Source organism: Nocardioides sp. JCM 18999, from assembly GCF_055391175.1.
This window is the reverse complement of record NZ_AP043887.1, coordinates 3,065,404-3,090,966: the sequence shown is the minus strand read 5'-3', so window position 1 is coordinate 3,090,966 and position 25,563 is coordinate 3,065,404. Positions and strand designations below refer to the sequence as shown.

Annotated in this window: 31 protein-coding genes and 3 tRNA genes; 24 read left to right on the top strand and 10 right to left on the bottom strand. The window is 70.0% G+C overall.

Annotated elements, in window-relative coordinates; translation table 11 throughout:
• Positions 1 to 15: 15 nt before the first annotated feature.
• The 4 genes from ACZ5J1_RS15335 to ACZ5J1_RS15320 all read left to right on the top strand — a co-directional run bounded on the left by ACZ5J1_RS15335 (position 16) and on the right by ACZ5J1_RS15320 (position 2,617).
• Complete coding sequence (locus tag ACZ5J1_RS15335) at positions 16 to 609, top strand: aminodeoxychorismate/anthranilate synthase component II (RefSeq protein WP_464560312.1); 594 nt, start codon at positions 16 to 18, stop codon at positions 607 to 609.
• Positions 606 to 1,766 carry an anthranilate synthase component I family protein gene (locus ACZ5J1_RS15330; protein ID WP_464560310.1) on the top strand — a complete coding sequence of 387 codons (1,161 nt, stop codon included), beginning with the start codon at positions 606 to 608 and terminating at the stop codon, positions 1,764 to 1,766. Before ACZ5J1_RS15335 ends, ACZ5J1_RS15330 begins: the two co-directional genes overlap by 4 nt.
• The gene (locus tag ACZ5J1_RS15325) at positions 1,759 to 2,247 is read left to right on the top strand and encodes a YajQ family cyclic di-GMP-binding protein (protein ID WP_464560308.1); all 489 of its coding nucleotides are present in this window, start codon (positions 1,759 to 1,761) and stop codon (positions 2,245 to 2,247) included. Before ACZ5J1_RS15330 ends, ACZ5J1_RS15325 begins: the two co-directional genes overlap by 8 nt.
• A gap of 64 nt (positions 2,248 to 2,311) precedes the next feature.
• The gene (locus ACZ5J1_RS15320; RefSeq protein WP_464560306.1) at positions 2,312 to 2,617 is read left to right on the top strand and encodes a hypothetical protein; all 306 of its coding nucleotides are present in this window, start codon (positions 2,312 to 2,314) and stop codon (positions 2,615 to 2,617) included.
• Between the two features lie 42 nt (positions 2,618 to 2,659).
• Here ACZ5J1_RS15320 and ACZ5J1_RS15315 read toward each other — a convergent pair whose 3' ends face one another.
• Positions 2,660 to 3,895: an LCP family protein gene (locus ACZ5J1_RS15315; RefSeq protein ID WP_464560304.1), complete on the bottom strand. Its 1,236-nt coding sequence runs from the start codon at positions 3,893 to 3,895 to the stop codon at positions 2,660 to 2,662.
• A gap of 52 nt (positions 3,896 to 3,947) precedes the next feature.
• Here ACZ5J1_RS15315 and ACZ5J1_RS15310 point away from each other — a divergent pair, with 52 nt between their 5' ends.
• The 3 genes from ACZ5J1_RS15310 to ACZ5J1_RS15300 all read left to right on the top strand — a co-directional run bounded on the left by ACZ5J1_RS15310 (position 3,948) and on the right by ACZ5J1_RS15300 (position 5,597).
• Entirely contained in the window at positions 3,948 to 4,790 is an 843-nt protein-coding gene (locus ACZ5J1_RS15310; protein WP_464560302.1) for an NAD-dependent epimerase/dehydratase family protein, read from the top strand.
• 89 nt (positions 4,791 to 4,879) lie between these two features.
• Entirely contained in the window at positions 4,880 to 5,143 is a 264-nt protein-coding gene (locus ACZ5J1_RS15305) for a hypothetical protein (RefSeq protein ID WP_464560300.1), read from the top strand.
• Positions 5,136 to 5,597, top strand: coding sequence for an SRPBCC domain-containing protein (locus ACZ5J1_RS15300; RefSeq protein ID WP_464560298.1), 462 nt, complete (start codon positions 5,136 to 5,138; stop codon positions 5,595 to 5,597). The genes ACZ5J1_RS15305 and ACZ5J1_RS15300 overlap by 8 nt, the downstream gene beginning before the upstream one ends.
• 18 nt (positions 5,598 to 5,615) lie before the next feature.
• Here the strand turns inward: ACZ5J1_RS15300 and ACZ5J1_RS15295 are convergent, their stop codons facing one another.
• The gene (locus ACZ5J1_RS15295) at positions 5,616 to 5,987 is read right to left on the bottom strand and encodes a SpoIIAA family protein (RefSeq protein WP_464560296.1); all 372 of its coding nucleotides are present in this window, start codon (positions 5,985 to 5,987) and stop codon (positions 5,616 to 5,618) included.
• A 124-nt stretch (positions 5,988 to 6,111) separates the two neighbouring features.
• On the opposite strand from ACZ5J1_RS15295, the gene mptB reads away from it, so the two are divergent.
• Entirely contained in the window at positions 6,112 to 7,575 is a 1,464-nt protein-coding gene (mptB, locus tag ACZ5J1_RS15290) for a polyprenol phosphomannose-dependent alpha 1,6 mannosyltransferase MptB (RefSeq protein WP_464560294.1), read from the top strand.
• On the opposite strand, the gene ACZ5J1_RS15285 is transcribed toward mptB, so the two are convergent.
• Positions 7,516 to 8,649: a glycosyltransferase gene (locus tag ACZ5J1_RS15285; RefSeq protein WP_464560292.1), complete on the bottom strand. Its 1,134-nt coding sequence runs from the start codon at positions 8,647 to 8,649 to the stop codon at positions 7,516 to 7,518. The two genes, mptB and ACZ5J1_RS15285, sit on opposite strands and share 60 nt — an antisense overlap.
• Before the next feature lie 76 nt (positions 8,650 to 8,725).
• Positions 8,726 to 9,481, bottom strand: coding sequence for a YciC family protein (locus tag ACZ5J1_RS15280; protein ID WP_464560290.1), 756 nt, complete (start codon positions 9,479 to 9,481; stop codon positions 8,726 to 8,728).
• A gap of 126 nt (positions 9,482 to 9,607) precedes the next feature.
• Here ACZ5J1_RS15280 and ACZ5J1_RS15275 point away from each other — a divergent pair.
• From ACZ5J1_RS15275 to ACZ5J1_RS15250, 6 genes are all read left to right on the top strand, one after another.
• Positions 9,608 to 9,679 (top strand) — tRNA-Thr (locus ACZ5J1_RS15275).
• A gap of 4 nt (positions 9,680 to 9,683) precedes the next feature.
• Positions 9,684 to 9,760, top strand: a tRNA-Met gene (locus tag ACZ5J1_RS15270).
• A 64-nt stretch (positions 9,761 to 9,824) separates the two neighbouring features.
• The gene (gene rpmG / locus ACZ5J1_RS15265) at positions 9,825 to 9,995 is read left to right on the top strand and encodes a 50S ribosomal protein L33 (protein ID WP_464560288.1); all 171 of its coding nucleotides are present in this window, start codon (positions 9,825 to 9,827) and stop codon (positions 9,993 to 9,995) included.
• 133 nt (positions 9,996 to 10,128) lie between these two features.
• Complete coding sequence (locus ACZ5J1_RS15260; protein ID WP_464560286.1) at positions 10,129 to 10,524, top strand: FAS1-like dehydratase domain-containing protein; 396 nt, start codon at positions 10,129 to 10,131, stop codon at positions 10,522 to 10,524.
• Positions 10,521 to 10,934, top strand: a complete 414-nt coding sequence (locus tag ACZ5J1_RS15255; RefSeq protein ID WP_464560284.1) for a MaoC/PaaZ C-terminal domain-containing protein — start codon at positions 10,521 to 10,523, stop codon at positions 10,932 to 10,934. The genes ACZ5J1_RS15260 and ACZ5J1_RS15255 overlap by 4 nt, the downstream gene beginning before the upstream one ends.
• A gap of 12 nt (positions 10,935 to 10,946) precedes the next feature.
• Positions 10,947 to 11,969: a UDP-N-acetylmuramate dehydrogenase gene (locus tag ACZ5J1_RS15250; RefSeq protein WP_464560282.1), complete on the top strand. Its 1,023-nt coding sequence runs from the start codon at positions 10,947 to 10,949 to the stop codon at positions 11,967 to 11,969.
• Here ACZ5J1_RS15250 and ACZ5J1_RS15245 read toward each other — a convergent pair.
• Genes ACZ5J1_RS15245 through ACZ5J1_RS15230 form a run of 4 tightly spaced genes read right to left on the bottom strand, consistent with a single transcriptional unit; the run spans position 11,926 to position 15,895 of the window.
• Entirely contained in the window at positions 11,926 to 13,074 is a 1,149-nt protein-coding gene (locus ACZ5J1_RS15245) for a methyltransferase domain-containing protein (RefSeq protein WP_464560280.1), read from the bottom strand. The two genes, ACZ5J1_RS15250 and ACZ5J1_RS15245, sit on opposite strands and share 44 nt — an antisense overlap.
• A 26-nt stretch (positions 13,075 to 13,100) precedes the next feature.
• Positions 13,101 to 13,586: a DUF4190 domain-containing protein gene (locus tag ACZ5J1_RS15240; RefSeq protein WP_464560278.1), complete on the bottom strand. Its 486-nt coding sequence runs from the start codon at positions 13,584 to 13,586 to the stop codon at positions 13,101 to 13,103.
• Between the two features lie 7 nt (positions 13,587 to 13,593).
• Positions 13,594 to 14,556: an adenosine deaminase gene (locus tag ACZ5J1_RS15235; RefSeq protein WP_464560276.1), complete on the bottom strand. Its 963-nt coding sequence runs from the start codon at positions 14,554 to 14,556 to the stop codon at positions 13,594 to 13,596.
• A gap of 49 nt (positions 14,557 to 14,605) precedes the next feature.
• A complete protein-coding gene (locus ACZ5J1_RS15230) occupies positions 14,606 to 15,895 on the bottom strand; it encodes an aspartate aminotransferase type Ic (protein ID WP_464560274.1) in 1,290 nt (429 codons plus the stop codon).
• Between the two features lie 82 nt (positions 15,896 to 15,977).
• Here ACZ5J1_RS15230 and ACZ5J1_RS15225 point away from each other — a divergent pair, with 82 nt between their 5' ends.
• Positions 15,978 to 17,336, top strand: coding sequence for an NAD-dependent succinate-semialdehyde dehydrogenase (locus tag ACZ5J1_RS15225; protein WP_464560272.1), 1,359 nt, complete (start codon positions 15,978 to 15,980; stop codon positions 17,334 to 17,336).
• A 119-nt stretch (positions 17,337 to 17,455) separates the two neighbouring features.
• Here the strand turns inward: ACZ5J1_RS15225 and ACZ5J1_RS15220 are convergent, their stop codons facing one another.
• On the bottom strand, positions 17,456 to 18,688 hold the full coding sequence (locus tag ACZ5J1_RS15220; RefSeq protein WP_464560270.1) for a multidrug effflux MFS transporter: 1,233 nt from the start codon (positions 18,686 to 18,688) through the stop codon (positions 17,456 to 17,458).
• 165 nt (positions 18,689 to 18,853) lie between these two features.
• On the opposite strand from ACZ5J1_RS15220, the gene ACZ5J1_RS15215 reads away from it, so the two are divergent.
• Positions 18,854 to 19,756: an HpcH/HpaI aldolase/citrate lyase family protein gene (locus ACZ5J1_RS15215; RefSeq protein ID WP_464560268.1), complete on the top strand. Its 903-nt coding sequence runs from the start codon at positions 18,854 to 18,856 to the stop codon at positions 19,754 to 19,756.
• Between the two features lie 40 nt (positions 19,757 to 19,796).
• Here ACZ5J1_RS15215 and ACZ5J1_RS15210 read toward each other — a convergent pair whose 3' ends face one another.
• Positions 19,797 to 20,447, bottom strand: coding sequence for a TetR/AcrR family transcriptional regulator (locus ACZ5J1_RS15210; protein WP_464560266.1), 651 nt, complete (start codon positions 20,445 to 20,447; stop codon positions 19,797 to 19,799).
• Between the two features lie 114 nt (positions 20,448 to 20,561).
• On the opposite strand from ACZ5J1_RS15210, the gene ACZ5J1_RS15205 reads away from it, so the two are divergent.
• From ACZ5J1_RS15205 to rplL, 8 genes are all read left to right on the top strand, one after another.
• A complete protein-coding gene (locus ACZ5J1_RS15205; RefSeq protein ID WP_464560264.1) occupies positions 20,562 to 21,356 on the top strand; it encodes a phosphatase PAP2 family protein in 795 nt (264 codons plus the stop codon).
• Between the two features lie 85 nt (positions 21,357 to 21,441).
• Positions 21,442 to 21,514, top strand: a tRNA-Trp gene (locus ACZ5J1_RS15200).
• 26 nt (positions 21,515 to 21,540) lie between these two features.
• Positions 21,541 to 21,786, top strand: a complete 246-nt coding sequence (gene secE, locus ACZ5J1_RS15195) for a preprotein translocase subunit SecE (RefSeq protein ID WP_464560262.1) — start codon at positions 21,541 to 21,543, stop codon at positions 21,784 to 21,786.
• 20 nt (positions 21,787 to 21,806) lie between these two features.
• Positions 21,807 to 22,625, top strand: a complete 819-nt coding sequence (gene nusG / locus ACZ5J1_RS15190) for a transcription termination/antitermination protein NusG (protein WP_464564805.1) — start codon at positions 21,807 to 21,809, stop codon at positions 22,623 to 22,625.
• A 160-nt stretch (positions 22,626 to 22,785) separates the two neighbouring features.
• The gene (rplK, locus tag ACZ5J1_RS15185) at positions 22,786 to 23,214 is read left to right on the top strand and encodes a 50S ribosomal protein L11 (RefSeq protein ID WP_464560260.1); all 429 of its coding nucleotides are present in this window, start codon (positions 22,786 to 22,788) and stop codon (positions 23,212 to 23,214) included.
• Positions 23,215 to 23,275: 61 nt separating this feature from the next.
• Positions 23,276 to 23,989 carry a 50S ribosomal protein L1 gene (gene rplA / locus ACZ5J1_RS15180; RefSeq protein WP_464560258.1) on the top strand — a complete coding sequence of 238 codons (714 nt, stop codon included), beginning with the start codon at positions 23,276 to 23,278 and terminating at the stop codon, positions 23,987 to 23,989.
• Between the two features lie 283 nt (positions 23,990 to 24,272).
• Entirely contained in the window at positions 24,273 to 24,917 is a 645-nt protein-coding gene (gene rplJ / locus ACZ5J1_RS15175; RefSeq protein ID WP_464560256.1) for a 50S ribosomal protein L10, read from the top strand.
• A gap of 75 nt (positions 24,918 to 24,992) precedes the next feature.
• Complete coding sequence (gene rplL / locus ACZ5J1_RS15170; RefSeq protein ID WP_464560254.1) at positions 24,993 to 25,382, top strand: 50S ribosomal protein L7/L12; 390 nt, start codon at positions 24,993 to 24,995, stop codon at positions 25,380 to 25,382.
• The last annotated feature ends 181 nt before the right edge of the window (positions 25,383 to 25,563 follow it).

Genomic DNA, 25,563 nt, shown 5'->3' with positions numbered 1-25,563 from the left:
TGGTAGGACGAGGCCATGCAAGGCGGATCGGTGCGCGTGGTGCTCGTGGACAACCACGACTCCTACACGTTCAACCTCGCGGCCTCGCTGACGGTCGCCGGTGCCGACGTGACCGTGCTGGCCAACGACGACGACCGGGTCCGGACGCTGGCGGCCGAGGACCTCGACGCCCTCGTCATCTCACCCGGCCCAGGGCACCCGGGGCAGGCCGAGGACGTGCGGCACGTGCCTGAGCTGCTGACGCGGATGCTGGAGGTTCCCGTGCTCGGGGTGTGCCTGGGGCACCAGCTGCTCGCCGTCCACGCCGGTGCCGAGATCATCGCGATCGAGCCGCACCACGGCCACCTGTCGGCCATCAGCCACGACGGGACCGGGCCGTTCACCGGCCTGCCGACCCCGCTGACGGCCACGCGCTACCACTCCCTCGCCGTCGTACCGGGCCCGGAGATCCGGGTGAGCGCGACCGCCGAGGACGACGTCGTGATGGGCCTCGAGGTCCCCGGCCGCCCGTGGTGGGGCGTGCAGTTCCACCCCGAGTCCGTCGCCACCGAGCACGGTGACCGGATGGTCGCCACCTTCCTCGACGCCGTCCGGGCGGTGGCACGGTGAGCGAGTTCTGGGTCGAGCGTCCCGACAGGACCGCTCTGGTCGGCACCTCGGACACCGTGGCGACCTACAGCGTCGGGGACGGCGTCCGGATCGACGGCGCTCTCGTCGCCGACGACCTCTGGACCTGGATGGACGGCCTCGAGGGGACCTGGGTCGGCTACCTCGGGTACGGCGTCAAGGCGATCACCCGCGGCGGCCGACCGCGTTCGCGGTCCGGCCGGAGCGCCCCGGACGCGCTCTGGATGCGGGCGGACCGAGCGAACGTGATCGAGGTGCCGGCGGCCCGTGCGCTGGGTGCCGGCCAGGGGTCCATCGGCTTCTCCAGCTACATCGGGCCGGAGGAGTACGGCGCGGCCATCGCCACCATCAAGGAGCATCTCGCGCGGGGCGAGTCCTACGAGGTCTGCCTGACCCGGACCATCACGACGGAGGCGCCAGCGGATCCGTTCGAGCTCTTCGAGGCGATGCGCGCCGGCTCGCCGACGGGGCGCGCGGTGTACCTGCGGCACGGGGACCTGGCGATCTGCTCGGCCACCCCGGAGGAGTTCCTCACCGTCTCCGCCGCCGGAGTGGTGAGCTCGAGCCCGATCAAGGGCACGGCCGCCCGACACGACGACCCGGTCCTCGACCAGGCGGCGGCGGACGGGCTCGGCACCGAGCCGAAGACCCGCGCCGAGAACCTGATGATCGTCGACCTGGTGCGCAACGACCTCAACCAGGTCTGCGTGCCGGGCAGCGTGCAGGTGCCGCGGTTCCTTGCCGTCGAGTCCTATGCGACCGTGCACCAGCTGGTCTCCACCGTCCGAGGCACGCTCGCCGCCGGCCGGACCCGGGTCGATGCCATCCGTGCGGCGTTCCCGCCCGGCTCCATGACCGGGGCGCCGAAGGAGCGGACGATGCAGATCATCGACGCCCTCGAGCCGTCCCCGCGCGGGGTCTACTCCGGGGTGATCGGGGTGCTGGGCGACGACGGCAGTGCCGATCTGCGGGTCGTGATCCGGACCGCGGTGGTGAACGGGGACGAGACCACGATCGGGACCGGCGGAGCGATCGTGTGGGGCAGCGACCCGGAGTCCGAGTGGGCCGAGACCGAGCTCAAGGCCGGGTCGGTCCTGGCAGCCCTCGCGCGGGTGGGGAAGAATGAGCGCCATGGCTGACTCCTCCTTCGACATCGTGAGCAAGCTCGACCGCCAGGAGGTCGACAACGCGCTGAGCCAGACGGCTCGCGAGATCTCCACCCGCTTCGACTTCAAGGGCACCGGCGCCACGATCGAGTGGAAGGGCGAGGCGATCGAGATCACCGCGTCGGCCGACGACCGCGCCAGCGCCGTGCTCAGCGTCTTCCAGGACAAGCTGATCAAGCGTCAGCAGAGCCTGAAGATCCTCGACGCCTCCGAGCCGCGCCAGTCGGGCCAGCAGTCGAAGATCGACGTCGTCCTCAAGGAGGGCATCACCTCCGAGGACGCCAAGAAGATCGGCAAGCTGATCCGCGACGAGGGCCCCAAGGGCGCCAAGGTCCAGATCCAGGGCGACGAGCTCCGGGTCTCCTCCAAGAGCCGCGACGACCTGCAGGCCGTGCAGGCGCTGGTCAAGGGTCAGGACCTCGACTTCGCGGTCCAGTTCACCAACTACCGCTGACCCGGAGGATGGCCACACGAAGGTGAGGCGTTGGCTGGCCGGAGGACTCGTCCTTCTTGGTCTGGTGATCGTCGCATTCGGCGTTCTGCGCTCGCCCATGCGCGACAGCGATGCTGCGCGATGGGTGTTTGGTGATCTCTCCAGGGCGCAGGCAGTCGATGCCTGTGCGGCACGGGTACGAATGGAGCTCGGGAGCTCTGAGCAGGCGGTCGTCAGCGACGTGGCCACGAAGTTCACCACGGACCCAGGGCGGTGGGTGGTCGAAGGCGACGTGGCCGGTGAAGGTGCGACGGGGCGCTTCAGCTGCACCATCGAGTGGTACACCTACGGGCCGGCAGCGATCTACTACACGGACGTGCAGACTCCCTGAGCCATGGCGCCGGGCTCGATTCGGAGCCCGCCGTCGACCGCCCTACGAGCACAGCCCGTTGCGGTCCGGGTCGTCGTACTGCGTCGCCGGGAGGGCCGGCTTGCCCGACGGATCGGGCGAGGTGCTCGGCGACGGGCTCCCGCTCGGGCCGCTGCCGCCGGTCGCGGGGTCGTCGGCCGTGATCACGCCGGTGAGCAACCGGTCGGGGATGGCCCGGTCGTGCCGGATCGCGTGCCAGATCTCGTTCGCCGCGGGTTGGGTCCAGGCCACGTGTGCCAGATCGCCGGGTGGCTGGTGGTTCGGGATGGTCAGGAACTGGATGTGGCCCAGACCGATGCCCTTGAACTGCAGGCCCAGGCCGACCAGCTTCGCGACGTTGCCCAGGCCCTCGTCGACCGTGACCGAGTCGATCACCGCCTTGAGGAACTTCCGGAGCGTGAACGGGTTGGCCAGCGTGCCGGCGCTGACCGCCTCGCGGGCGATCGATCCGACCAGGGCCTGCTGACGGCGCGTGCGGCTGATGTCCGAGCCGTCACCGATCCGCTTCCCGTCGGGCGTGAAGATGTGCCGCATCCGCGCGTAGGTGCGCGCCTCGGTCCCGTCGAGGAGACGGTTCTTACCGGCCTTGATCGTGGTGTGGGTGTAGGTCCCGTCGACCATGTCCTGGGGGATGCACATCCGCACCCCACCGATCGCGTCGACCATCTGCTTGAACCCGTCGAAGTCCACGACCACGTGGTGGTCGAGGTGGATCCGGGTGAGCTGCTCGAACTGCTGCATCGTGCAGGTCGCACCGCCGACCTCGAACGCGGCGTTCCACATCGCTCCGACCTCGGCGGGTGATGCGGCGTAGCCCTCGGAGGCAGGGCACTCGGGCCGGTCCACGATCGAGTCGCGGGGGATCGAGATCCCGTAGGCGCGGGTCCGGTCGGCGGAGAGGTGGAACAGGATCGTGGTGTCCGACCGTGCCCCGGTCGACCGGTCGCCGTCGATGTCGTTGGCGCCCTCGCGTGAGTCGGTGCCCATCACCAGGATGTTGATCGGCTCGTGCGGACCCTCCACCTCGACCGCGGGCGGCCGATGGGTGAGGTCGCCTTGACCGGGGGAGACGTGGATGCCGCTGTTCAGATCCCGGTACAGGTACGCCGCGCCGAGGAGCAGCACGAAGACGAGCGACAGTGCGACGGCCCCGAGCGCGCGCAGGACCGTCCGGACCGTGCCCCGCCGACGCCGTTGTCCACCCGTCGACTCATCGGCCGGAAGCGGTGGGGTCGACATGGAGGTCCACCTTAGGGGGACGCCCGGAGGGCGGGTCCGTAGTCTCAGGGCCATGTCGGTCCTGATCGCCGGATGTGGCGACCTCGGCACCGAGGCCGGCCTGCGGTTCGCCGCCGCCGGCCACGGTGTCACCGGGTGGCGGCGTACGCCGAGCGTGCTGCCCGATCAGATCGTCGGCGTCGCAGCCGACCTGTCGGCCCCCGACCTCCCGCGCGTTCCGGGCGACACCGAGATCGTCGTGATCGCCGTCGCCGCCGACGGGTCGACCGAGGAGGCCTACCGGCGTGCGTACGTCGACGGGGTCGACCACGTCCTCGACGCCCTGGAACGTGATGGGGTCGCCCCCGGCAGGGCGCTGTTCGTGAGCTCGACCGCCGTCTACGGAGCCCTGACCGGCGAGGTCGACGAGAGCTCACCGACCGAGCCGACGGCCTTCAACGGCCGCATCATGCGTGAGGCCGAGGAGCGGTTCCTGAGCCGAATGCCGGGAGGAACGGTCCTGCGCCTGGGCGGGATCTACGGCCCGGGTCGGCAGGGGCTCATCGACCGGGTCCGCTCAGGCACGGCCGCACCCACCGACCGGCGGACCGCGAGGATCCACCGTGACGACGCGGCCGCGGCGATCGTGCACCTGATGACCATGTCGGCGCAGCCCGAGGCGGTCTACGTCGGTGTCGACGACGATCCCGCCGTGCACGCCGACGTCGTCCGATTCCTCGCCGACGAGCTCGGCGTCGCCGACCCGCCGCCGGCCGAGGCAGGATCCCGGACCCGGGGCGCCGACCGGGCACTCAGCAACGCCCGACTGCGGGCCACGGGCTGGGTGCCGGCGTACCTGACGTACGTCGAGGGGTATCGCTCGATCCTCGCGGGGGTCGGGGTCCGGCACCCGTAGGAGTCGATGCGTTCGCCCGCGGGCGGGCGTCGTCCTCGCCTACTCTGGCGCCACGCACGGGGGTGGGATCCGAGTCGAGAGGCACGAGCATGACCACACAACAGAGGCAGTCGGTTCCTGCGCTGCACCTGCGGCGGCGCGACCAGATCTCGATGATGTTCTGGGGCGGCCTCGTCGTCGCCGTGCTCGCGGGCCTCGTGACCTTCGTGGCGTGGGGGATTCCGTTCGTCGCCGTGTGCAGCCTGCTGGTCTTCGTGTCGGCCGCGTTCGTCCTGCTCCTCGGCGGAGTCGCCTGGGCGACGCGGATCGGGTTCGAGAGCCTCGAACCGGGGAGACGGACCTCGCGTGACTGATCCGCGGGCCTCGGTCTCGATCGACGCCCCGATCGAGACCGTCTGGCAGATCATGCTCGACACGCCGTCGTACGGCGCCTGGAACCCGTTCGTGGTCCGGGCCGACACCGCTCAACCGGCCGCGGTGGGCAACCCGATCCTGCTGCACGTGCGCTGGGCGAACGGGAAGGGCACCACGTCGCCCGAGCGGATCACCGCGATCGAGCCGCCGACGGTCGCCGCCGACGGCACCGCGACCGCGCTGCTGTCGTACCGCTACGAGGGACTGCCGTCCAGGCTCGGCCTGGTCCGGGGCGTGCGGCACCAGCGGCTGACCCAGCGGCCGGGCGGGTCGACCGTCTACGACACGGTCGAGGAGTTCAGCGGTCCGCTCGTCCGCCTGGCGGGACCGGGCCGGGTGGCCGACGGGTTCGCCCGGCACGCCGCCGGGCTCAAGGCCCGCGCGGAATCCTGAACCCGCTCAGGTCCGGCGTCAGTCGACGTCGGGGGTGACGAGCCAGAGCTTGGCCTCGTCGAGGTCGTCGTCGTCGAAGACCTTGATCTTGCCCTTCATCAACCAGCCGAACGCCTTGATCGCGTTCTCGACCCAGTCCACGTCGGTGACGACCGCGATCCGTGCCCACGCGTCGTGGTTGCCGGCCCACAGCCGGGTGTCGGACCACAGCGCGCCGGGGGAGTAGGACTCGAAGTCCTCGCCCAGGACGTAGAGCAGCCGCACCGGCCCCTCAGCGATCGCGGCGGTGACGGCGGGCGCGAGGACGGTCTCGTAGTCCTCCTTGGTGACCTTGCCGGTGGCTTCGAAACCGATCGCACCGATCGGCATCTGCTCGAGTCGCTTGATCATGCCTCGCACCCTAGCCGGATCGGTCCGGGTGCCCAGGCGGCTCTCTGACGGTGGTCGACCACGTTTGACCCGTCGTTCACACGCCGGCCGGCCGGGATTCGCTCGGCGAACGTAGCGTCCGCATGTGATCCTGCGCGGCTTCATCGGCAGCATCTGCGTGCTCGTCGGAGGATGGATCGTCGCGACGTTGCCGGACTCCACGCCGATGCTGCGGCACCACGCCCTCGTGCTGCTGCGCGAGCATGAGTGGGGCCGGATGCTCGGGCTCGCCGTGATCATGCTGGGGCTCGGGCTGCTGGCGCACTCCTGGCTCCGGCTGCGCAGCACGATCGCCGACACGTCCGCCGACGCCGGGGGCGACGAGGCACTCGCCCTGGTGCGGTTCGCGACCGTGCTCTGGACCCTCCCGCTCGTCGTCGCCCCGCCACTCTTCTCCCGCGACGGCTGGTCCTACGCGGCGCAGGGCGCTCTCGTCGCTGCCGGGATCTCGCCCTACGAGCACGGCCCGTGGATCCTCTCCGGCCCGGTGCAGGAAGCGGTCGACCCGCGCTGGTGGTTCACCCCGACGCCGTACGGTCCGCTGCCGGTCTGGTGGGGCGCCGAGATGGCGCAGCACACCGGCAACCCGCTGATGCTCGCCATCGGGCACCGCATGCTCGCGCTGATCGGGATCGCCCTGCTGGCCTGGGCCACCCCTCGGTTGGCTCGATGGACGGGCGCCGACCCGGCGATCGCCACCCTCGTCGTGATCGCCTCGCCGATGATGCTGGCCAACGGTGTCGGCGGCCTGCACAACGACCTGCTGATGATCGGACTGATGGCGGCAGCACTCGTGGTCGGCGTCGAGCGGCACTGGGCGCTCGGCGCGGTCCTCGGGGGACTCGCTGCTGCGGTGAAGCTCCCCGGCGGACTGGTCTGCCTCGGCATCGTGCTGGCCACCGTCCCGGTCGGCGCGAGCCTGCTCCAGCGCGGTCGCCGAGCGGTCCAGGTCGGAGCCGTTGCGGTCGGTGTGCTCTTCGGGCTCGGCGTGGTCAGCGGTCTCGGGCACGGCTGGGTCGATGCGCTCAGCGTCCCCGGCACCGTCAACACGCTGCTGACCCCGGCCGTCGTCATCGGAGGGATCGGGGACTGGGTCTCCGGCCTGCTGGGTCTCGGGACCGAGCCGGCGTACTTCATCGCGATCATGCGGAAGGTCGGCTCGCTCGGCACGGTGGTGGTGCTCGCAGCCCTCGCGCTCAAGGCACCCACAGGACGTCGCACCGCGGCTGTCGCGGCCGTGGCGGTCGCGGTCAGCGCGCTCGTGCTCGGCAGCCCGGTGGTGCAGCTCTGGTACTTCCTCTGGCCGCTCCCGTTCCTCGCGGTGCTCCCGCTGAACCGGCGGGGGCGGGTCGCGTTGGTCGCGGGCTCGATCGTGCTCGGCCTGGTCGCACCGTTGGACCCGTCGTTGCACGGTGCCTACGTGGCGATCGTGCTGACCGTCGCCATGGGGCTGCTCGTCCTCGGGGTGCTGTGGCTCCTCGAGCGGGCCTCACGCCGAGGCCGGCTCCGCACGCTCGAACCGGCTCACGCGGCCGTGCACCTCGAGTAGCTGCTGGACGGTCGCCGACCACGGGAACTGCTCCGCCCGTGCGCGTGCCTCCCGACGTCGTACGGCGACGGGCCGCTCCGCCACCCGCAGGACCGCGTTCGCGAGCGCCGTCGGGTGCGGTGCGGCCCAGGCGCCCGAGGAGTCGTCGATCAGCTCGCGGGCGCCGCCGCGGTCCGCGGTCACCACGGGCGTTCCCGACGCCAACGCCTCCAGGACGGCGAGCCCGAAGGTCTCCGCCGGGCAGCAGGAGAGGCTGACGTCGGCGTCGGCGATCCGGTGGGCCAGCTCGGCGCGGTCGCTCAGGTGTCCGTGGAACCTGACCGGTGCCCGGCCGCACATCGCCATCAGCTCGGCCTGCATCGGTCCCTCGCCGAAGACGTCGAGCCGGACGTCCACGCCCCGGCGGTGCAGCTCCAGGGCGGTGCCGACCGCCAGCTGCGGCGACTTCTCGGGGGAGAGCCGGCCGACGTGGATCAGGCGCAGAGCCCCGGCCGTGCTCTCCCGCGGCCGACGCCGGCGTGGATGGAAGTGCTCGAGATCGGAGCCGAGCGGGATCAGCATCATCGGGGTGCCGGCATCCTCGGCGAGCTGGTGGAACTCCCGGTGGGCGTAGCGCGAGGTCACCACGACGTTGTCGAAGGAGCGCACGAGGATCCGGTTGAGCAGTCCGATCGAGACCTTGGTCGTGGTGTCCAGGCCGGTCCGCAGCTGCATCTGGTCGTCGAGCCGCTCGTGGCTGAACAGCACCGACCCGACGCCGTTGCGCCGCGCCCACCACGTCACCGGGACCAGGGTGAACTTGTCCGAGCACTCGATGCTGGTCGGGCCCCACTCCTCCAGGATGTCGACGACCCGCCACGGCTCGAGGATCAAGCGGTAACCGCCACCGACCCGCGGGGCGCGGACCTCGACGAGCGGACCGTGCGGGCCGTCGTACCGCCGGTCGTTCTCGCCCGGGATGACCAGGAGGCGTTCGCACCCGGCCCGGGCGTAGCCGGCCCCGAGCGCCTCGAGCGCTGTCTTCATGCCTCCCGAGCGGGGCCCGATGAAGTTGGCCAGCTGAGCGATCCGCACGTGACAGACCCTCCCGGTTCCAGGTGAACGGGGAGGGTCTGTGCGGTGGATGTCGCCCGACGGGCGCTGGCCGAGGTCAGGCGGCGATGGGCTTCCCGTTGAGCTTCTTGTAGGTGTAGGCGGTGCCGATCAGGGCGACCGGGGCGGTCACCAGGTAGCCCACCAGGCAGAGGCAGAACCCGACCAGGGTGAAGAAGAAGGCCAGGATCGCCCAGACCAGGGCGCTGCCGACGTTGTCCTTGACCATGGTGAAGCTGGCCTTGATCGCGTCGACCGGCTCCAGGCCCTCGTCGAGCAGGAAGTAGGTCGAGTAGCTCAGCAGGAACGCGGCGATGATGCCGGGGATGATGCAGAGCAGGAACCCGACGAACACGATCGCCCCGGTCAGCAGGGCCAGGATCAGCACCTTGCCGATCGGGACCCGGCGGGCCAGCGAGCCGATCTCGAGCGGACGGCCCTCGGTCAGGTCGAGCGCCGCCCGGACGATGAAGGCGCCGACGAACGTCTGGACGACGAAGCTGACCGCGGCGAGCAGGGCGGTGAAGAGCAGGCCGACCAGCTGGTCGCTGTCCTTGGGGGTCGCCAGCTGCAGGACGACCGAGACAACGGTGGTCGCGACGAGCAGCAGCAGCGTGATCGCGATGATCACCCCGGCGTTCTGGGTGAACTTGGTCCAGCCGTAGGAGAGGGCGTCGCCGACGGAGTAGTCACCTCCGCCGCTGGGTCCGGCCGGCGGAGCCGGGGGCGGCGGGGGCGGCGTCGATCCGTAACCGCCGTACCCGCCCCCGTCGGAGGGGGGAGGTGTCTGGCCGTAGTCAGGAGGCTGCGTCATGAGGGGAACGTAGTCCCAGCTGTGGCATCCTGAACAGGGCGATTCGCGCTTGAAACGCACTTGTCACCGTGAGGGTGCACCCCGATTTGGCGCGGCCCGGGCAGCCTAGTAATGTTTCCGCCCGTTGCCCCCTTAGCTCAGTGGTAGAGCACTTCCATGGTAAGGAAGGGGTCGTCCGTTCAATCCGGACAGGGGGCTCTGTGGCGGGGTAGCTCAGGCGGTTAGAGCGCACGACTCATAATCGTGAGGTCGCGGGTTCGATCCCCGCCCCCGCTACCAAAGGCTTCACCGCAAGCATCACGGCACCACCCAGCAGCAGCATCATCCACCATAAGGACTTCCCATGGCCTCCAAGAGCAGCGACGTTCGCCCCAAGATCACTCTTGCGTGCACTGAGTGCAAGGAGCGCAACTACATCACCAAGAAGAACCGGCGCAACGATCCCGACCGGATCGAGCTGTCGAAGTTCTGCCCGCGTTGCCGCACGCACCAGGCGCACCGCGAGACCCGCTGATTTCTGCGCTCCAGAGCGCACCGCGAAGACCCCGCCTCGGCGGGGTCTTCTGCATTTCCCGACAAAGGTCGCGCCCGATTGTTGGCGACCTCCGGGAAGCGGCGGCCCGTCCCGGCCCCCTAGCGTCAGGGGCGTGGATGACTCACTGCTGGAGCGCACCTTCGCGCCCGTCGGCCCCTGGCAGATCACCGCGGATCGGGTGCAGGCCTTCGCCGCCGCCACCCGGTACGCCGGCGCCGGAGTGCCCCCGACGTTCCCGATCGTGCTGCTCAACGACGCGATGCTCGCCCTGCTCGACGAGATCGACGCCAGCCTGGAGCGGATCGTGCACGGTGAGCAGCGCTTCACCTGGGCGCGTCCGCTGGAGATCGGCGACGAGCTCACCGCCAGCATGCGGATCGCCTCGATCCGGACCCTGGGGGTGGCCGACGTGCTCGGCACCCTGACCACCCTGACGGACGCGAGCGGCGCCGTCATCGGCGAGGCCAAGGCCACCCTTGTGCACTCGGCCGAGGAGGAGGTGGCATGAGCGAGACCGTGTCCTACGAGACCCGCACCTTCCTGCTGACCCGCGCGGACCTGCTGGCCTACGCCGAGGCCAGCGGTGACCACAACCCGATCCACTCCTCCGACGAGATCGCCCTCGCGGTCGGCCTTCCCGGCGTGATCGCGCACGGCATGCTCACCCTCGGCCTGGTCGCCAGCGCCGTCGAGGGCTGGGCCGCCGAGCACCACGACCACGCCGAGGTGGTCGAGCTCGGAGCCCGGTTCACCGCGCCCGTCGTCGTGCCCAAGGACGGTGCGGCCCAGGTCACCGTCGCGGTGAAGTCGGTCAAGGAGGCCGAGGACGGTGCCGCCGTCACGCTGATGCTCGAGGTCACCACCGGCGGCGAGAAGGTGCTCGCCGCCCCCAAGGCCGTCCTGCGACCCCGCGGTTGAGACACTAGGCCGGTGACCCAGCACCGGCTCGCCGACCACACCACCCTGCACCTGGGTGGACCGGCACAGCAGTGGGTCGAGGCGACCACCACCGCGGAGCTCACCGAGGCGGCGAGCGACCGGGACGCCCTGATCCTGGCGGGCGGTTCCAACCTGGTCATCGCCGACAGCGGTTTCGCGGGCACCGTGGTCAAGGTCGCCACCCGGGGGATCACCCCCGACACCGATCTGTCCGGAGGCGACCCGTCGTGCGGTGGGGTGCTGCTCACCGTCGCCGCCGGCGAGAACCTCGACGACCTCGTCGCCGAGACCGTCGCCCGGGGCTGGAGCGGCCTCGAGACCCTGGCCGGGATCCCCGGTTCGGTCGGCGCGACCCCGATCCAGAACGTCGGCGCCTACGGGTCGGAGGTCTCGCAGACCATCGCCCAGGTGCGGGTCTGGGACCGGATGCTCGGTGGGTTCCGCACGTTCGCCGCCGCCGACTGCCACTTCGCCTACCGCTCCAGCCGGTTCAAGTCCGACCCCGACCGGCACGTCGTGGTCGAGGTGGTCTTCCAGCTCATCCCCGGCACCCTGGGTGCGCCCGTGCGCTACGCCGAGCTCGCCGCTCGGCTGGGCATCGCCGTCGGGGAGCGGGCTCCGCTGGCCGACGTGCGTGCCGCGGTGCTCGAGCTGCGCCGGGGCAAGGGGATGGTGATCGACCCGGCCGACCACGACACCTGGAGCGCGGGCTCGTTCTTCACCAACCCGCTGATCGACCCGGCGAGCGTCCCGACCGGTGCGCCGTCGTACGACCAGGGCGACGGCACCGTGAAGACCAGCGCCGCCTGGCTGATCGAGCACGCCGGCTTCGCCAAGGGCTACGGCAACGACCGGGTCAGCCTGTCGACCAAGCACACCCTGGCGTTGACCAACCGCGGTGGCGCCACCACCGAGGACCTGCTCGAGCTGGCCCGCGAGATCCGCGACGGCGTCGAGCGGGAGTTCGCGATCACCTTGGTGCCGGAGCCGGTGCTCCTCGGCTGCCGGCTGTGACACGACGCAGCGACACCAGGACCTCGTGGTGCTCGGTCTGCGGGAACATGTCCAGCAGCCGGGCGCTCGTGACCGTGTAGGACTCCATCACCGCCAGGTCGGCGGCGAGGGTGTCGACGTTGCACGAGGAGTAGAGCACGTGCGGCACCGAGGAGGACTCGAGCCAACCGGCCAGCGTCGGACCGATCCCGCGCCGCGGCGGGTTGACGATCACCAGCTCCGGTTCGGCCCGCGCCGCCAACGCCGCGGCGGTCGCATCGCCGGCGATCCAGGTGGCCTCGACCTCGAGCTCGGCTGAGGACAGCCGGGCTGACTCGATCGCCTGCTCGCTCGCCTCCACGCCGACCACTTCGCGCCCCGGGGCCGCGACGTGCAGCCCGAAGCCGCCGACGCCGCAGTACAGGTCCCACACCGACGTCGGAGCGATCTCCTCGACCAGGCCGGCCGCCTCCCGGTAGAGCGTCGCCGCCACCTCGGTGTTGGTCTGGAAGAACGACTGGGGCCGCAGGTGCAGCGGGCGTCCGTTGACCTCCATGGTGAGGGTCTCGCCGTGCAGCAGCACCTCCTCGGGGCCCTCGAGGATCGCCTTGTGCGCCGGCTGGAGGTTCGCCGAGACGACGCTCACCGGCAGCGCCGCGAGCAGCGTGGGCAGGTGCTTGCGCAGCCGGGGGAGCGGCTCGGTCGAGCGCAGCACGAAGCGGATCATCAGCTCACCCGACGGGGCGACGGTGGCGAGCACGTGCTTGAGCTCCCCGCGCCGCTCCGGGATCGAGTACGGCGTCAGCCCGGCGCGGCCGATGAAGTCGGCGATCACCGGCAGCGCGTCGTGCAACCGCGGGTCGTGCAGCCCGCACTCGCGCAGGTCGACGCCGTTCCCGGCCGGGTCGAGGATGCCCAACGTCGGCTCGGACGCGGTGCCCCCGATCACCATCTTGGCCTTGTTCCGGAAGCCCGACTCCGGGCTGGTGACCGGCTCGCGCCACGGCACCTCGGCCGGCAGCGCGGCAGCGACCCGGCCCTGCTTGCGCGCCAGCTGGTCGACGTACGGCATGCCCATCCAGGCGCACGAGCGACACACGGAGGTGTCGAAGTAGGAGCACTTCATCGGAGCGGACCCTCAGGTGGTGCGGATCAGAGGACGACGCTGACGTTGCGGGAGGTCTCGGAGAACCCGGTGTCGGAGATCTCGCCGTACGAGAAGACGAGGACGACGAAGACGATCACCGCCACCAGGGCCAGCACGGCCAGGGCGAGCATGACGGTGCCGACGAGGCCGAGGATGAAGCCGGCCTGCGCATCGCCGCGGCCGCTGAGCGCCCCGTTGGACTGGTCGATCCGGCGCATCGAGCGCAACCCCATCACCAGCGCGACGGGGGAGCCGAGGAAGCCGAGGCCGCACAACGCGAACCCGACGACCAGGGTGGCGATCCCGGTGATCATCGCGGTGCGCGCGTTGGGGTCCTCCGGCGCGGTGGCGTAGCCGTACGGCTGCGGCGAGTACGGGTAGCCGTACGGAGGCTGGCCGGGGGGCGGCAGCTGGCCCGGAGGCGGCTGCTGGCCCGGGTAGGGCGGAGGCCCCTGAGGTGCGTCGGCTGACCCGTTCGGCTGCTCGCTCATGACCCCATCATTCCGCAGGGGTGGCGAGCCAGGCGTCGACGTCGGCCAGGAGCGCGGCCTTGGTCGACTCCGGTGCGGCCGAGGCGCGGATCGATCCTGCGGCCAGCGAGGCGAGGTCGGCGTCGCTGAGCTCGTGGGCGGCGCGCATCGAGGCGTACTGGCCGAGCAGTCGGGACCCGAAGAGCAGCGGGTCGTCGGCCCCGAGCGCGATCGTGGCACCGGCGGCCATCAGCGTCGGCAGCGGCACCTCGGTCAGCGACGAGTAGACCCCGAGCGAGACGTTCGACGTCGGGCAGACCTCGAGCGCGACGCCGGCCTCGACGAGGGAGTCGAGCAGGGCCGGGTCCTCCGCGGAGCGGACCCCGTGGCCGAGCCGGGTCGGGTGCAGCGAGCGCTGCACCGTCGCGATGTGCGACGGACCGAGCAGCTCACCGCCGTGCGGGACCAGCATCAGTCCGGCGCGCTCGGCGATCGCGAAGGCGTGCTCGAACTCCGCCGTGGATCCGCGGCGCTCGTCGTTGGAGAGCCCGAAGCCGGTCACTCCCCGGCCGGCGTACTGCGTCGCGAGGCGGGCCAGGATCCGGGCGTCGAGCGGGTGCCGGGTGCGGTTGGACGCGATGATCGTCGACATCCCGATGCCGGTCTCGCGGGAGGCGACCGCGACGGCGTCGAGGACGAGCTCGGTGAACGCGGTGATCCCGTCGAAGATGCCGGCGTAGCCCGACGGGTCGACCTGGATCTCGAGCCAGCGACCGCCGTCGGCGACGTCGTCCTCGGCGGCCTCGCGGATCAGCCGGTAGATGTCCTCAGGCCGACGCAGCACCGAACGGGCGACGTCGTAGAGCCGCTGGAACCGGAACCAGCCCTTCTCGTCGGCGGCCGAGAGCTGGGGCGGCCACTCGGTGACCAGCTGGTCGGGCAGCCGGAGGCCCTCCCGCTCGGCGAGCTCGAGCAGGGTCGAGTGCCGCATCGACCCCGTGAAGTGCAGGTGCAGATGCGCCTTCGGAAGAGACCGAAGGTCACGCACCCAGCTTCTCCGCGGCAGCCAGGCGCACGCAGACCGCGACGACGGCCATCGAGGCCTCCACGTCGGCCACCGACGGGAACGACGGAGCGAGCCGGATGTTGGTGTCGTCGGGGTCGTTCTTGTGCGGGTACGCCGACCCCGCCGGCGTCAGCGCGACCCCGGCCGCCTTGGCCAGCTCGATCACCCGTGCGGCCGTGCCCGGAAGCACGTCGAGGGAGACGAAGTAGCCACCGTTCGGTCGGGTCCAGGTGGCGATGCCGAGACCGCCGAGGCCCTCGCTCAGCGCGGTCTCGACCGCGGCGAAGCGGGGCGCGAGCAGCTCGCGGTGCTTGGCCATGTGCGCCCGGACACCGTCCGCGTCGCCGAAGAACTCCAGGTGGCGCAGGTGGTTGATCTTGTCGGGGCCGATCGAGCCGAGGCCGAGGTGGTCCAGGAACCAGGCGACGGTCTCGCGGGAACCACCGAGGAAGGCCACCCCGGCACCGGCGTAGGTGATCTTCGAGGTCGAGGCGAAGACGATCGGACGGTGCGGGTGCCCGGACGCGGCGGCCAGCGACACGATGTCGGCGCTCTTCGTCTCTTCGTCGGTGAGGTGGTGCAGCGCGTAGGCGTTGTCCCAGAAGATCTTGAAGTCCGGGGCTGCGGTCGGCATCGACGCGAGCCGCGCGGCCACCTCCTGGCTGGTCACCTGGCCGGTGGGGTTGGCGTAGGTCGGGACCAGCCACATGCCCTTGATCGACGGGTCGGTCGCGACCAGGGCGGCGATCGCCTCGGCGTCCGGGCCCTCATCGGTCATCGGGACGGTGACCATCTCGATGCCGAGCCACTCCAGCAGCGCGAAGTGCCGGTCGTAGCCGGGCACCGGGCAGATGAACCGGACCGGGCCGGCCGACATGTCGACGCTCCACGGGTGGGGGGAGTCGACGCCGCCCTTGAGGATCAGGGTGACCAGGGTGTCCTTCATCAGCGTCAGCGACGAGGCACCCTGGGCGGTGATCTGGTCGAGCTCCAGGCCGAGCAGCTCGGCGAAGACCGCGCGCAGCTCGGGCACGCCCGCCAGGCCGCCGTAGTTGCGGGCGTCGGTGCCGTCGGCCTGCTTCTTCGAGGCCGGCAGACCCAGCAGTGCGTCGGACAGGTCGAGCTGGTCCGCCGACGGCTTGCCCCGCGTCAGGTCCAGCTTCAGGCCCTTGCCTGCCAGGGCGTCGTACGCCGTGCGCTCGGCCGCGAGGAAGGCGGCGATCTGCTCGGGGGTCTGGTCGGCGAGGGGGGTCTGCTCCGTCACCGGGCCATGTTCTCAGATCGGCGGTAGCCGTACCGAACCCGGCGGCGTAGCCGGGCGCGGCCGGGGTGGTTAGGCTCGATCCATGAGCGAGCAAGGGAGCCTGTACGTCGTCGTCGACCCGGCCACCGGTGAAGTGGTCCGTGAATACCCGACGGCGACCGACAATGACGTCGAGACGGCGCTGAGCGCCACTACGGAAGCCTGGAACACCTGGTCGAAGACGACCACCGTCGCCGAGCGTGCGGCGTTGATCCGCAAGGTCGCGGAGCTGCACTACGAGCGCAAGGAGGAGCTCGGCGCCATCATCGTCCGCGAGATGGGCAAGCCCCTCGAGGACGCCATCGGCGAGGTCGAGTTCTCCGGAGCGATCTTCGAGTACTACGCCGACAACGCCGAGAAGTTCCTCGCCGACCAGTCGATCGAGCTGCTCGACGGCACCGGCACGGCCGTGATCAAGCGGGCGCCGTTCGGTGTGCTGCTCGGGATCATGCCGTGGAACTTCCCCTACTACCAGGTCGCCCGGTTCGCCGGTCCCAACCTGATCACCGGCAACCCGATCGTGCTCAAGCACGCCCCGCAGTGCCCCGAGTCGGCCGCCGCGATCCAGCAGATCTTCGACGACGCGGGCTTCCCGGCCGGGACCTACGTCAACCTGTACGCGACCAACGAGCAGATCGCCGATATGATCGCCGACCCGCGGGTCCAGGGTGTCTCGCTGACCGGCTCCGAGCGTGCCGGTGCGGCCGTCGCCGAGATCGCCGGACGTCACCTCAAGAAGGTCGTCCTCGAGCTCGGTGGCTCCGACCCGTTCATCCTGCTCGGCACGAACGACATGGACGCGACCGTCGAGGCCGCGGCCGCCGCGCGCCTGGACAACACCGGGCAGGCCTGCAACGCGGCCAAGCGGTTCGTCGTCACCAGCGACCTCTACGACGAGTTCGTGGAGAAGTTCACCGCGCGGGTGCTGGCCGGGGCCGAGGGCATCACGCCGCTCTCCTCGGCGGCCGCGGCCGCCGGCCTGCAGCGCCAGGTCGACGAGGCCGTCGCCGACGGTGCCTCGCTGGCCAGCGCGGGCGAGCGCGACGGCGCGTTCTTCCCGACCGGGGTGCTCACCGACGTGACCCCGGAGAACGGCGTCTACTACCAGGAGCTGTTCGGCCCGATCGCGATGGTCTTCAAGGCCGCCGACGAGGACGACGCGGTCCGGATCGCCAACGACACTCCGTTCGGTCTCGGCTCGTACGTCTTCACCCCGGACGCCGAGCAGGCCGCCCGAGTGGCGTCGAAGATCGACGCCGGCATGGTCTTCGTCAACGGCGTCCAGGCCGACGGCGTCGAGCTCCCCTTCGGCGGGATCAAGCGCTCCGGCTTCGGCCGCGAGCTCGGCCCGCTGGGCATCGAGGAGTTCGTCAACAAGAAGCTGATCCGCACCATCGCCTGACCTGGGCTGGTGAGCAGGCAGAAGTTTTCGCCTGCACCACGCTGAACGGGCAGAAGTTTGCAGCGCAGGCTGCAAACTTCTGCCCGTTCGCCGCGTCCGGGGTGAAAACTTCTGCCTGCTCACCGAGTGGAGAACGCGGCCTCCGAGGCGGGGTCGACGCTGCGGCGGGCGAGGGTGAAGCAGGTCGCGCAGGCGAGGGAGGCGATCAGCATGCACGCGCCCATCGGGACCGCGGTGTCGCTGCCGGCGATCCCGCCGATCACGGAGAACACGCCGCCGGTGGCGAACTGGACGCTCCCCAGGAACGCCGAGCCGGCGCCGCGGAGGTCCCTCGCCTGCTCCATCGCGAGCGCGGCGGTGTTGCCGGAGACGAAGCCGAAGCTGCCCACGGTCGCGAACAGCGGGACCAGGAGCAGGCCCGGCCAGGGCGACAGCGCCGCCAGCAGCACCAGCAGGCTGCCGCCGACCAGGACCGGCAGCGCCCGGGCCAACGTGCGTGCCGGGTGCACCCGGCGCCGCGACAACCGGGTCGAGGTCGCGCCGGCCGCCATCAGCGCCAGCGAGTTGAGGCCGAAGCCGAGCCCGAACGCCCAGCTCGGCAGCCCGAGCACCTCCTGGTAGACGAACGACGAGGTCGAGACGTAGCTCATCAGGCAGCCGAAGCAGAACGAAACGGTGAGGACGTAGGCGACGAACGTCCGGCGCTTCGCCAGTCGCCCGAGCGGTGCGTAGGAGAGCCGCGGCGTCCGCGCCTCCCGGGGCAGCGTCTCGCGCAGCACCAGGACGATGCCCACCAGCTGGAGGGCGAGGAAGCCCAGCACGATCGCGAGGATGCCGCGCCACGGCACGTGCCCGGCCAGCAGGCCGCCCAGCACGGGCGCCGCGACGGGGGCGATCGTGATGATGGTCATCATCAGGCTCAGCGCCTGTGCCGCCCGGTGGCCCCGGACGAGGTCGGCGATCATCGCGCGCCCGATCACCAGCGACGACGACGCCGCCACCGCCTGGACGAACCGGGCGCCGATCAGCACCTCGACCGAGGGGGCGATCACCGTGACCACCGAGGCGGCGATGGCGATCGCCGTGCCGACGAACATCGGCCGCCACCGCCCCACGTGGTCCGACAGCGGCCCCCAGAGCAGCTGCCCGACCCCGAGCCCGACCAGGAACGCGGTCAACGTGAGCTGGATGTGCTGGCCGTCGGTCTCCAGGCCGGTCGCCATCTCGGGGAACGAGGCGAGGTAGAGATCGGTCGCGACCGGCGCCGTCGCCGAGAGCAGCGCCAGGACGCCGATGACCTTCAGCGGCAGGCCGCGGTCCGCCGGGTCGTCCGATGTCGCCAGCCCAGTCACCCTCCGACGGTAGTGACCTCGGCTTCGAGGGGCACCAGCGGCCTCCGCGGTTTTGTGAACATCCGACAGTTCGCGGAGGCTGAGGTGGGACGTTCCGTCGATGCATCGGTCGGAGCGCGAGGCGTAAATTGAGCAACTTGTTCGGAACGATGGAGGGGTGGACGGATGTCTACTGAGGTGTCGGCGGATCGACGGGCGGCGCGTGAGGCAGCCCGGATCGACGGCGAGAACGCGCGGTCGTGGCAGCTGGTCAACGCGCTGCTGCGGGACAAGTTCGATGCAGCGGAGCTCGGACGCGCGGACCAGGTGATCCTGGACGTCGAGGACGCGGTCGACGCATCCCTCAAGGGCCAGGCCCGACAGAACGTGGTCGAGTGGCTGACCTCGGGCGGCAGCGCCTGGGTCCGGATCAACGACTGGACCACCCTGGACTGGCACGACGACCTGGTCGCGCTCGCCGGCGCCCCGGGGCTCAAGGGCGTCATCCTCGCCAAGGTCGAGGCGGCCGAGCAGGTCACCGACACCTTCCAGCGGCTCGGCGGGAACACCCCGGTGATCCCCCTCCTGGAGTCGGCCCTCGGCATCGAGGACGCGGTCAGCATCGCCCGTGCGCGCGGCGCCTACCGGCTGGCCTTCGGCAGCGGTGACTACCGCAAGGACACCGGCGCGGCCAACGAGCCGATCGCGATGGCCTACCCCCGCACCCGCCTGGTCCTGGCCAGCCGGATCGGCGGCCTGCCGGGCCCGATCGACGGTCCGACGGTCGGCAACGCCCACGCCCTGCTGCGCGAGCAGTCGGCCGACGCGGTTGCGCTCGGCATGACCGGAAAGCTCTGCCTCACCGGTGACCAGCCTGCGCTGATCAACGAGTCGATGAGCCCGAGCCCGGCCGACGTCAGCTGGGCGACCGACTTCCTCGCCGAGTTCGAGGCCAACGGCCGCGTCATCCGCGACGGGTCGGACAAGCCACGCCTGGCCCGCGCGGAGACGATCGTGGCCCGCGGCAAGATCTTCCGGATCGCTCCGGAGCCGGACGACAGCAGCACGAGTACGGCGTCGCCGTACTGAGCTCGCGATCGACCGTGACGCCCCGCCCCTGCTGGCCCTGCTAGCAGGGGCGGAGTGCGTCGTGGAGCTCGTCGACGCTCGGAGCGAGCGGCAGGGCGGTGGCGTCGGGCCGCGCGCGCAGTCCCTCGAGCTGGAGGGCGGCCAGGCGCTGCCAGGCCTGCGGACACCGTGACGCCGTGCGGGCGATGAGCTCGGAGTTGCCGAGCAGCATCAGGCTCAGGTCGGTCCGGGTGATGTCGTCGCGCACCTGTCCTGCCGCGCGAGCCCGGTCGAGCAGCTCCTCGAGGCGGACCCCGACGAGGGCCTTCATCTCGTCGGCCGCCTGCGTGCCCGGGAATCGTTGCGCCACCAGTTCGCGCAACGCGGCGTTGCCGGCCTGGAGCTCGCCCAGGCCGATCACCAGGCTGCGCAGCCCCTGGAAGGGATCCGGATCCGCGCAGGCCCGGTCCACGACGTCGAGGTAGGCAGCCGCGATCGTCTCCAGAACCGCGGCGACCAGATCGCCACGGGTGGGAAAGCGGCGGTACAGGGTCGCGATCCCGACATCGGCCCTGCGGGCGACGTCCTCCAGCGGCGCCTCGAGCCCGCGTTCGGCGAACAGCGCCGTGGCCGCCTCGATGATCCGCTCGCGGTTGCGGGCGGCATCGGCGCGGAGCGTCTCCGCGCGCTCGACGGCCGGTGCCTCGGTCATGGGACCCATCTTATCAACTGGAGGGCAGCCTCCGTTTCGTTGTAGAGTCCCCAAAATGGAGGCTTCCCTCCGGTTGTGGCGAGGCTTTAGCGTGGCTGATTGCGAGGTGATCCGGTGGCAGTGATCGACATGGGCCGACGATCCGCGGTCACCCCTGCCCTTCGTTCGGCCGTGCCGCCCGTGCTCGAGATCGGCGGGCTCATCCTGATGGCGGCTGCCTACACCTGGATCCGGGCGCAGCAGGGCGCCGACGCCGGCGTCGCGTACGCCCACGCGGAGGTGATCCTCGACCACGAACGGTGGCTCTTCGAGCACGTCGAGCTGCCGTTCAACCACTGGGTCGCTGCCACCGCCGTCGTCGCCGTGCCCGCGTCGTACTACTACGCCGTCTTCCACTACCTGATGACCCCGGTCGTCTTCGCGGTCTCGTGGAAGCGCGGCGGGTGGATCTACAAACGCGGCTACTGGACGCTGGTGATCGCCTCCGGCCTGGCGCTGATCCTCTACGCGACCTACTCCGTGGCCCCGCCCCGCCTGCTGCCCGGCAGCGGTGCGATCGACGTGCTCCGGCAGTACGCCTCCTACGGGTGGTGGGGCGATGCCGCCTCCGCGCCGCGCGCGATCGGCGACGCGACCAACCAGTTCGCGGCGATGCCGTCCCTCCACTTCGGCTGGTCGCTCTGGTGTGCCATCCAGATGTGGAGCTTCGGTGGGCGGGGGTGGCGGATCGCCGCGGTGGTCTACCCCACGATGCAGGCCGTCGTCGTGATCGGCACCGCCAACCATTTCATCGGCGACGTGGTCGTCGGTGGGTTGTGCGTGCTCCTCGCGGAGGCGATCGTGGTGCTGGTGCACCGCTACGGCCGCGAATTCGGCACCCGATTGGTGCTCGGGACCCGCGCCCCGTAAGATTCTCGACTGGTGGATTTCCCACATGATGTTGTGCGCCCTTTTTGGGGCCATGGCACCCTGTGGCCCAACAGAGATTCACCGGAGGGCACTAGCTCAACTGGCAGAGCACCGGTCTCCAAAACCGGGGGTTGGGGGTTCAAGTCCCTCGTGCCCTGCACCAAAACGTTGGACGAGGAGAGGCATGTCCGAGAGCACGACCACCCCGGCACCGCGCAAGCGTGGTGGGGGAGAGAAGCGCACGAGCCTCTTCACGTTCTACCGGCAGGTCGTCGCTGAACTGCGGAAGGTCGTGTGGCCGACGCAGCAGCAGCTGACGACGTATTTCATCGTCGTGCTGGTGTTCGTCCTGATCATGATGGCAATTGTCTCGGTCCTCGACTTGGGCTTCGGCAAGCTGTTCTTCGCGATCTTCGGCGGACGTGACTGACGAGAACCATGGACGAACTGATGGAGCAGAACGTGTCTGAGCAGGAATTCGAGCCGACCGAGGCCGACCTCGACGAGATCGAGAACGCTGACGACGCCGAAGAGGCTGCGGACGTCGTCGAGACCGAGGCGCCCGTCGCCGAGGATGAGCAGGTGGCCGAGGTCGAGGCTGAGGCTGCGGCCGACGAGCCCGCCGACGAGGACCCGCTCGAGGCGTTCCGCCGCGAGCTGTGGGCCAAGGCCGGCGACTGGTTCGTGGTGCACACCTACTCCGGCATGGAGAACCGGGTGAAGTCCAACCTGGAGAACCGGATCATCTCGCTCAACATGGAGGACTACATCCACGAGATCGTGGTCCCCACCGAAGAGGTCTTCGAGATCAAGAACGGCCAGCGCAAGAAGGTCAAGCGCACCGTTCTCCCCGGCTACGTCCTGGTCCGGATGGACCTCACCGACGAGTCGTGGGCCGCTGTCCGGCACACGCCGAGCGTGACCGGTTTCGTCGGCCACCAGCACCAGCCGGTTCCGCTGTCGATGTCCGAGGTCGAGTCGATGCTGGCTCCGGCCGTCGTCGCCGCCGCCGAGGCTGAGGCCGCGGCGATCGCCGCCGGCACCGCCGACCAGGGTGGCGCGGGCACGATCCTCGCCGCGAAGAAGCCGGTCGAGGTCGCTGACTTCGGCGAGGGTGACTCGGTCATGGTCGTCGACGGCCCGTTCGCGACGCTGCACGCGACGATCACCGAGATCAACGTCGAGTCCCAGCGGCTCAAGGCCCTGGTCGAGATCTTCGGCCGGGAGACCCCGGTCGAGCTGTCGTTCAACCAGGTCAGCAAGGTTTGAGATCGGCGCCCGTCTGACGGGTGCTTGATTTGGAAAGTCTCCGGCTGATGTCGGAGACTTTTCCATTGGTGGGCTCGCCTGCCGGTCGAGAGGCCGACGAAGGAGCCAGTGGCAGAGGCATCCGCCTCGTCATGACCACGGAGAAGAAAGAGACACAAGCATGCCTCCCAAGAAGAAGATCGCCGCGCTGGTCAAGGTCCAGCTCCAGGCTGGTTCCGCCACCCCGGCTCCGCCGGTCGGTACCGCGCTTGGTCCGCACGGCGTCAACATCATGGACTTCTGCAAGGCGTACAACGCCCAGACCGAGTCCATGCGCGGCAACGTGATCCCGGTTGAGATCACCATCTACGAAGACCGCACCTTCGACTTCATCACCAAGACCCCGCCGGCTGCCGAGCTGATCAAGAAGGCCGCCGGCCTGGCCAAGGGTTCCTCGGTCCCGCACAAGGACAAGGTCGGCAAGCTGACCAAGGACCAGGTGCGCGAGATCGCGACCACCAAGCTTCCCGACCTCAATGCCAACGACATTGACGCCGCGATGAAGATCGTCGAGGGCACCGCCCGTTCGATGGGCGTCACCACCGACTGAACGTGGGAGAGCCGCGCTGGCTCGCTAACCACACCTCCTCTTAACAACCGAAGGAACAATCATGCAGCGCAGCAAGACCTACCGCGCCGCGGCTGAGGCGTTCGACAAGAACGAGATCTTCAGCCCGCTGGCCGCTATCACCATCGCCAAGGGTGCGAGCAAGAAGAAGTTCGACGAGACCGTCGACGTCGTCATGCGACTGGGCATCGACCCGCGCAAGGCCGACCAGATGGTCCGTGGCACCGTCTCCCTGCCGCACGGCACGGGCAAGACCGTCCGCGTCATCGTGTTCGCGAACGCCGACAAGGCCGACGAGGCCCGCGCCGCCGGTGCCGACGAGGTCGGCGGTGACGAGCTCATCGAGCGCGTCGCCGGTGGCTGGACCGACTTCGACGCCGCTGTCGCGACGCCGGACCTGATGGGCAAGGTCGGCAAGGTCGCCCGGATCCTCGGGCCGCGTGGTCTCATGCCGAACCCGAAGACCGGCACCGTGACCGCCGACGTGGCCAAGGCCGTGTCGGACATCAAGGGTGGAAAGATCGAGTTCCGCGTCGACCGCCACTCGAACCTCCACTTCATCATCGGCAAGGCCTCCTTCACCGAGGCTCAGCTCGCTGAGAACTACGCCGCGGCGCTGGAGGAGGTCCTTCGTCTGAAGCCGGCCAGCTCCAAGGGTCGTTACGTCAAGAAGATCACCGTCTCCACCACGATGGGCCCGGGTGTCCAGGTTGACCCCAACCGCACCCGCAACGTCGCGAGCGACGACGAGAACTGATTGACCTGAGCGCAGACCGAGCCTGCTCGGTCACGCTTCGCCCGAAGGGGCCTCGCCGATTTGGCGGGGCCCCTTCGTCGTCCGTAGAGTGCTCCTTGAAACCAGAGACCGCCGGTTGTCTGAGGGCCCAGCCCGATGACCGAAGGCTCCGAGAAATCGGACGGCCCGCGCAGGATTCAGAGCATGACCCGGCCGCGCCGAAGTCCACGCCCTGAGCACTGCGCTCAGGGCGTTCGTCATTTCGGAGTGGACCGGGAGTCTCGCCCACGGAAGAAGGAGACCCATGGCGCGGGCAGATCGCAACGCGGCCGTTGCGGAGATCGTTGACGAGTTCAACGCCTCCGCTGGTGCCGTGCTGACCGAGTACCGCGGTCTCACCGTCAAGGAGCTGCAGACGCTGCGTCGCTCCCTCGGTGCGAACGCCAACTACGCCGTGGTCAAGAACACGCTGACCAAGATTGCCGCCGAGCAGGCGGGTTTCAACGGTCTCGATGACTACCTCGCCGGCCCGACCGCCGTTGCCTTCATCAAGGGTGACGTCGTCGAGGTCGCCAAGGGTCTGCGTGACTTTGCCAAGGCCAACCCCGCCCTTGTGATCAAGGGTGGCTTCCTGGACGGCAAGGCTCTCGACGCGAAGGAGGTCGGCAAGCTCGCTGACCTCGAGTCGCGCGAGGTCCTCCTTGCCAAGCTCGCTGGCGCCATGCAGGCGTCGCTGGCCCAGGCGCTCTACGTCTTCAACGCCCTGCCGACCAAGGCTGCGCAGCTCGCTGCCGCCCTGCAGGTCAAGGCGACCGAAGACCCCACGATCCTCGCAGGTGGTGCCGGTGCTCCGGCTGCCGCCGAGGAGGCTGCAACCGAGGCTGCTGCTGAGGAGGCTCCCGCCGAGGAGTCCACCGAGGCCGCTGCCGAGGAGACCACCGAAGCGTGAGCTTCGGAACCACCACCTGAAACCCCGGTTCGCCGCTTCTAAGCCGCGGCGCACCACATCGAAAGGAAGCCAATCATGGCGAAGCTCAGCACTGCAGAGCTGCTCGACGCGTTCAAGGAGCTCACCCTCATCGAGCTCTCCGAGTTCGTGAAGGAGTTCGAGGAGACGTTCGGCGTCACCGCCGCCGCTCCTGTTGCCGTTGCCGCTGCCCCGGCCGCCGGTGGCGCTGCTGGTGGCGACGCCGCCGCCGAGCAGGACGAGTTCGACGTCATCCTCGAGGACGCTGGCGACAAGAAGATCAACGTCATCAAGGAGGTGCGCGCCCTGACCTCCCTCGGTCTGAAGGAGGCCAAGGACCTCGTTGAGGCCGCCCCGAAGGCTCTCCTCGAGAAGGTCTCCAAGGAGGCCGCCGAGAAGGCCAAGGAGGCCCTCGAGGCCGCCGGCGCCAAGATCACCCTCAAGTGATCCTGCGTTCAACGCATCTCTGACGTCTCTGACGTCGTAGCCCCAGGGCGACCACCTCACGGTGGTCGCCCTGGTGGCATTTCGGGCCCCCTCCGTCGCCTCCCGCCGGAACTTCGGGCAAATGGGTCTAGAACCCGTTCTCGAAGCCGATCGACTGCCTGGACGAGCCGTAACCTCAGTC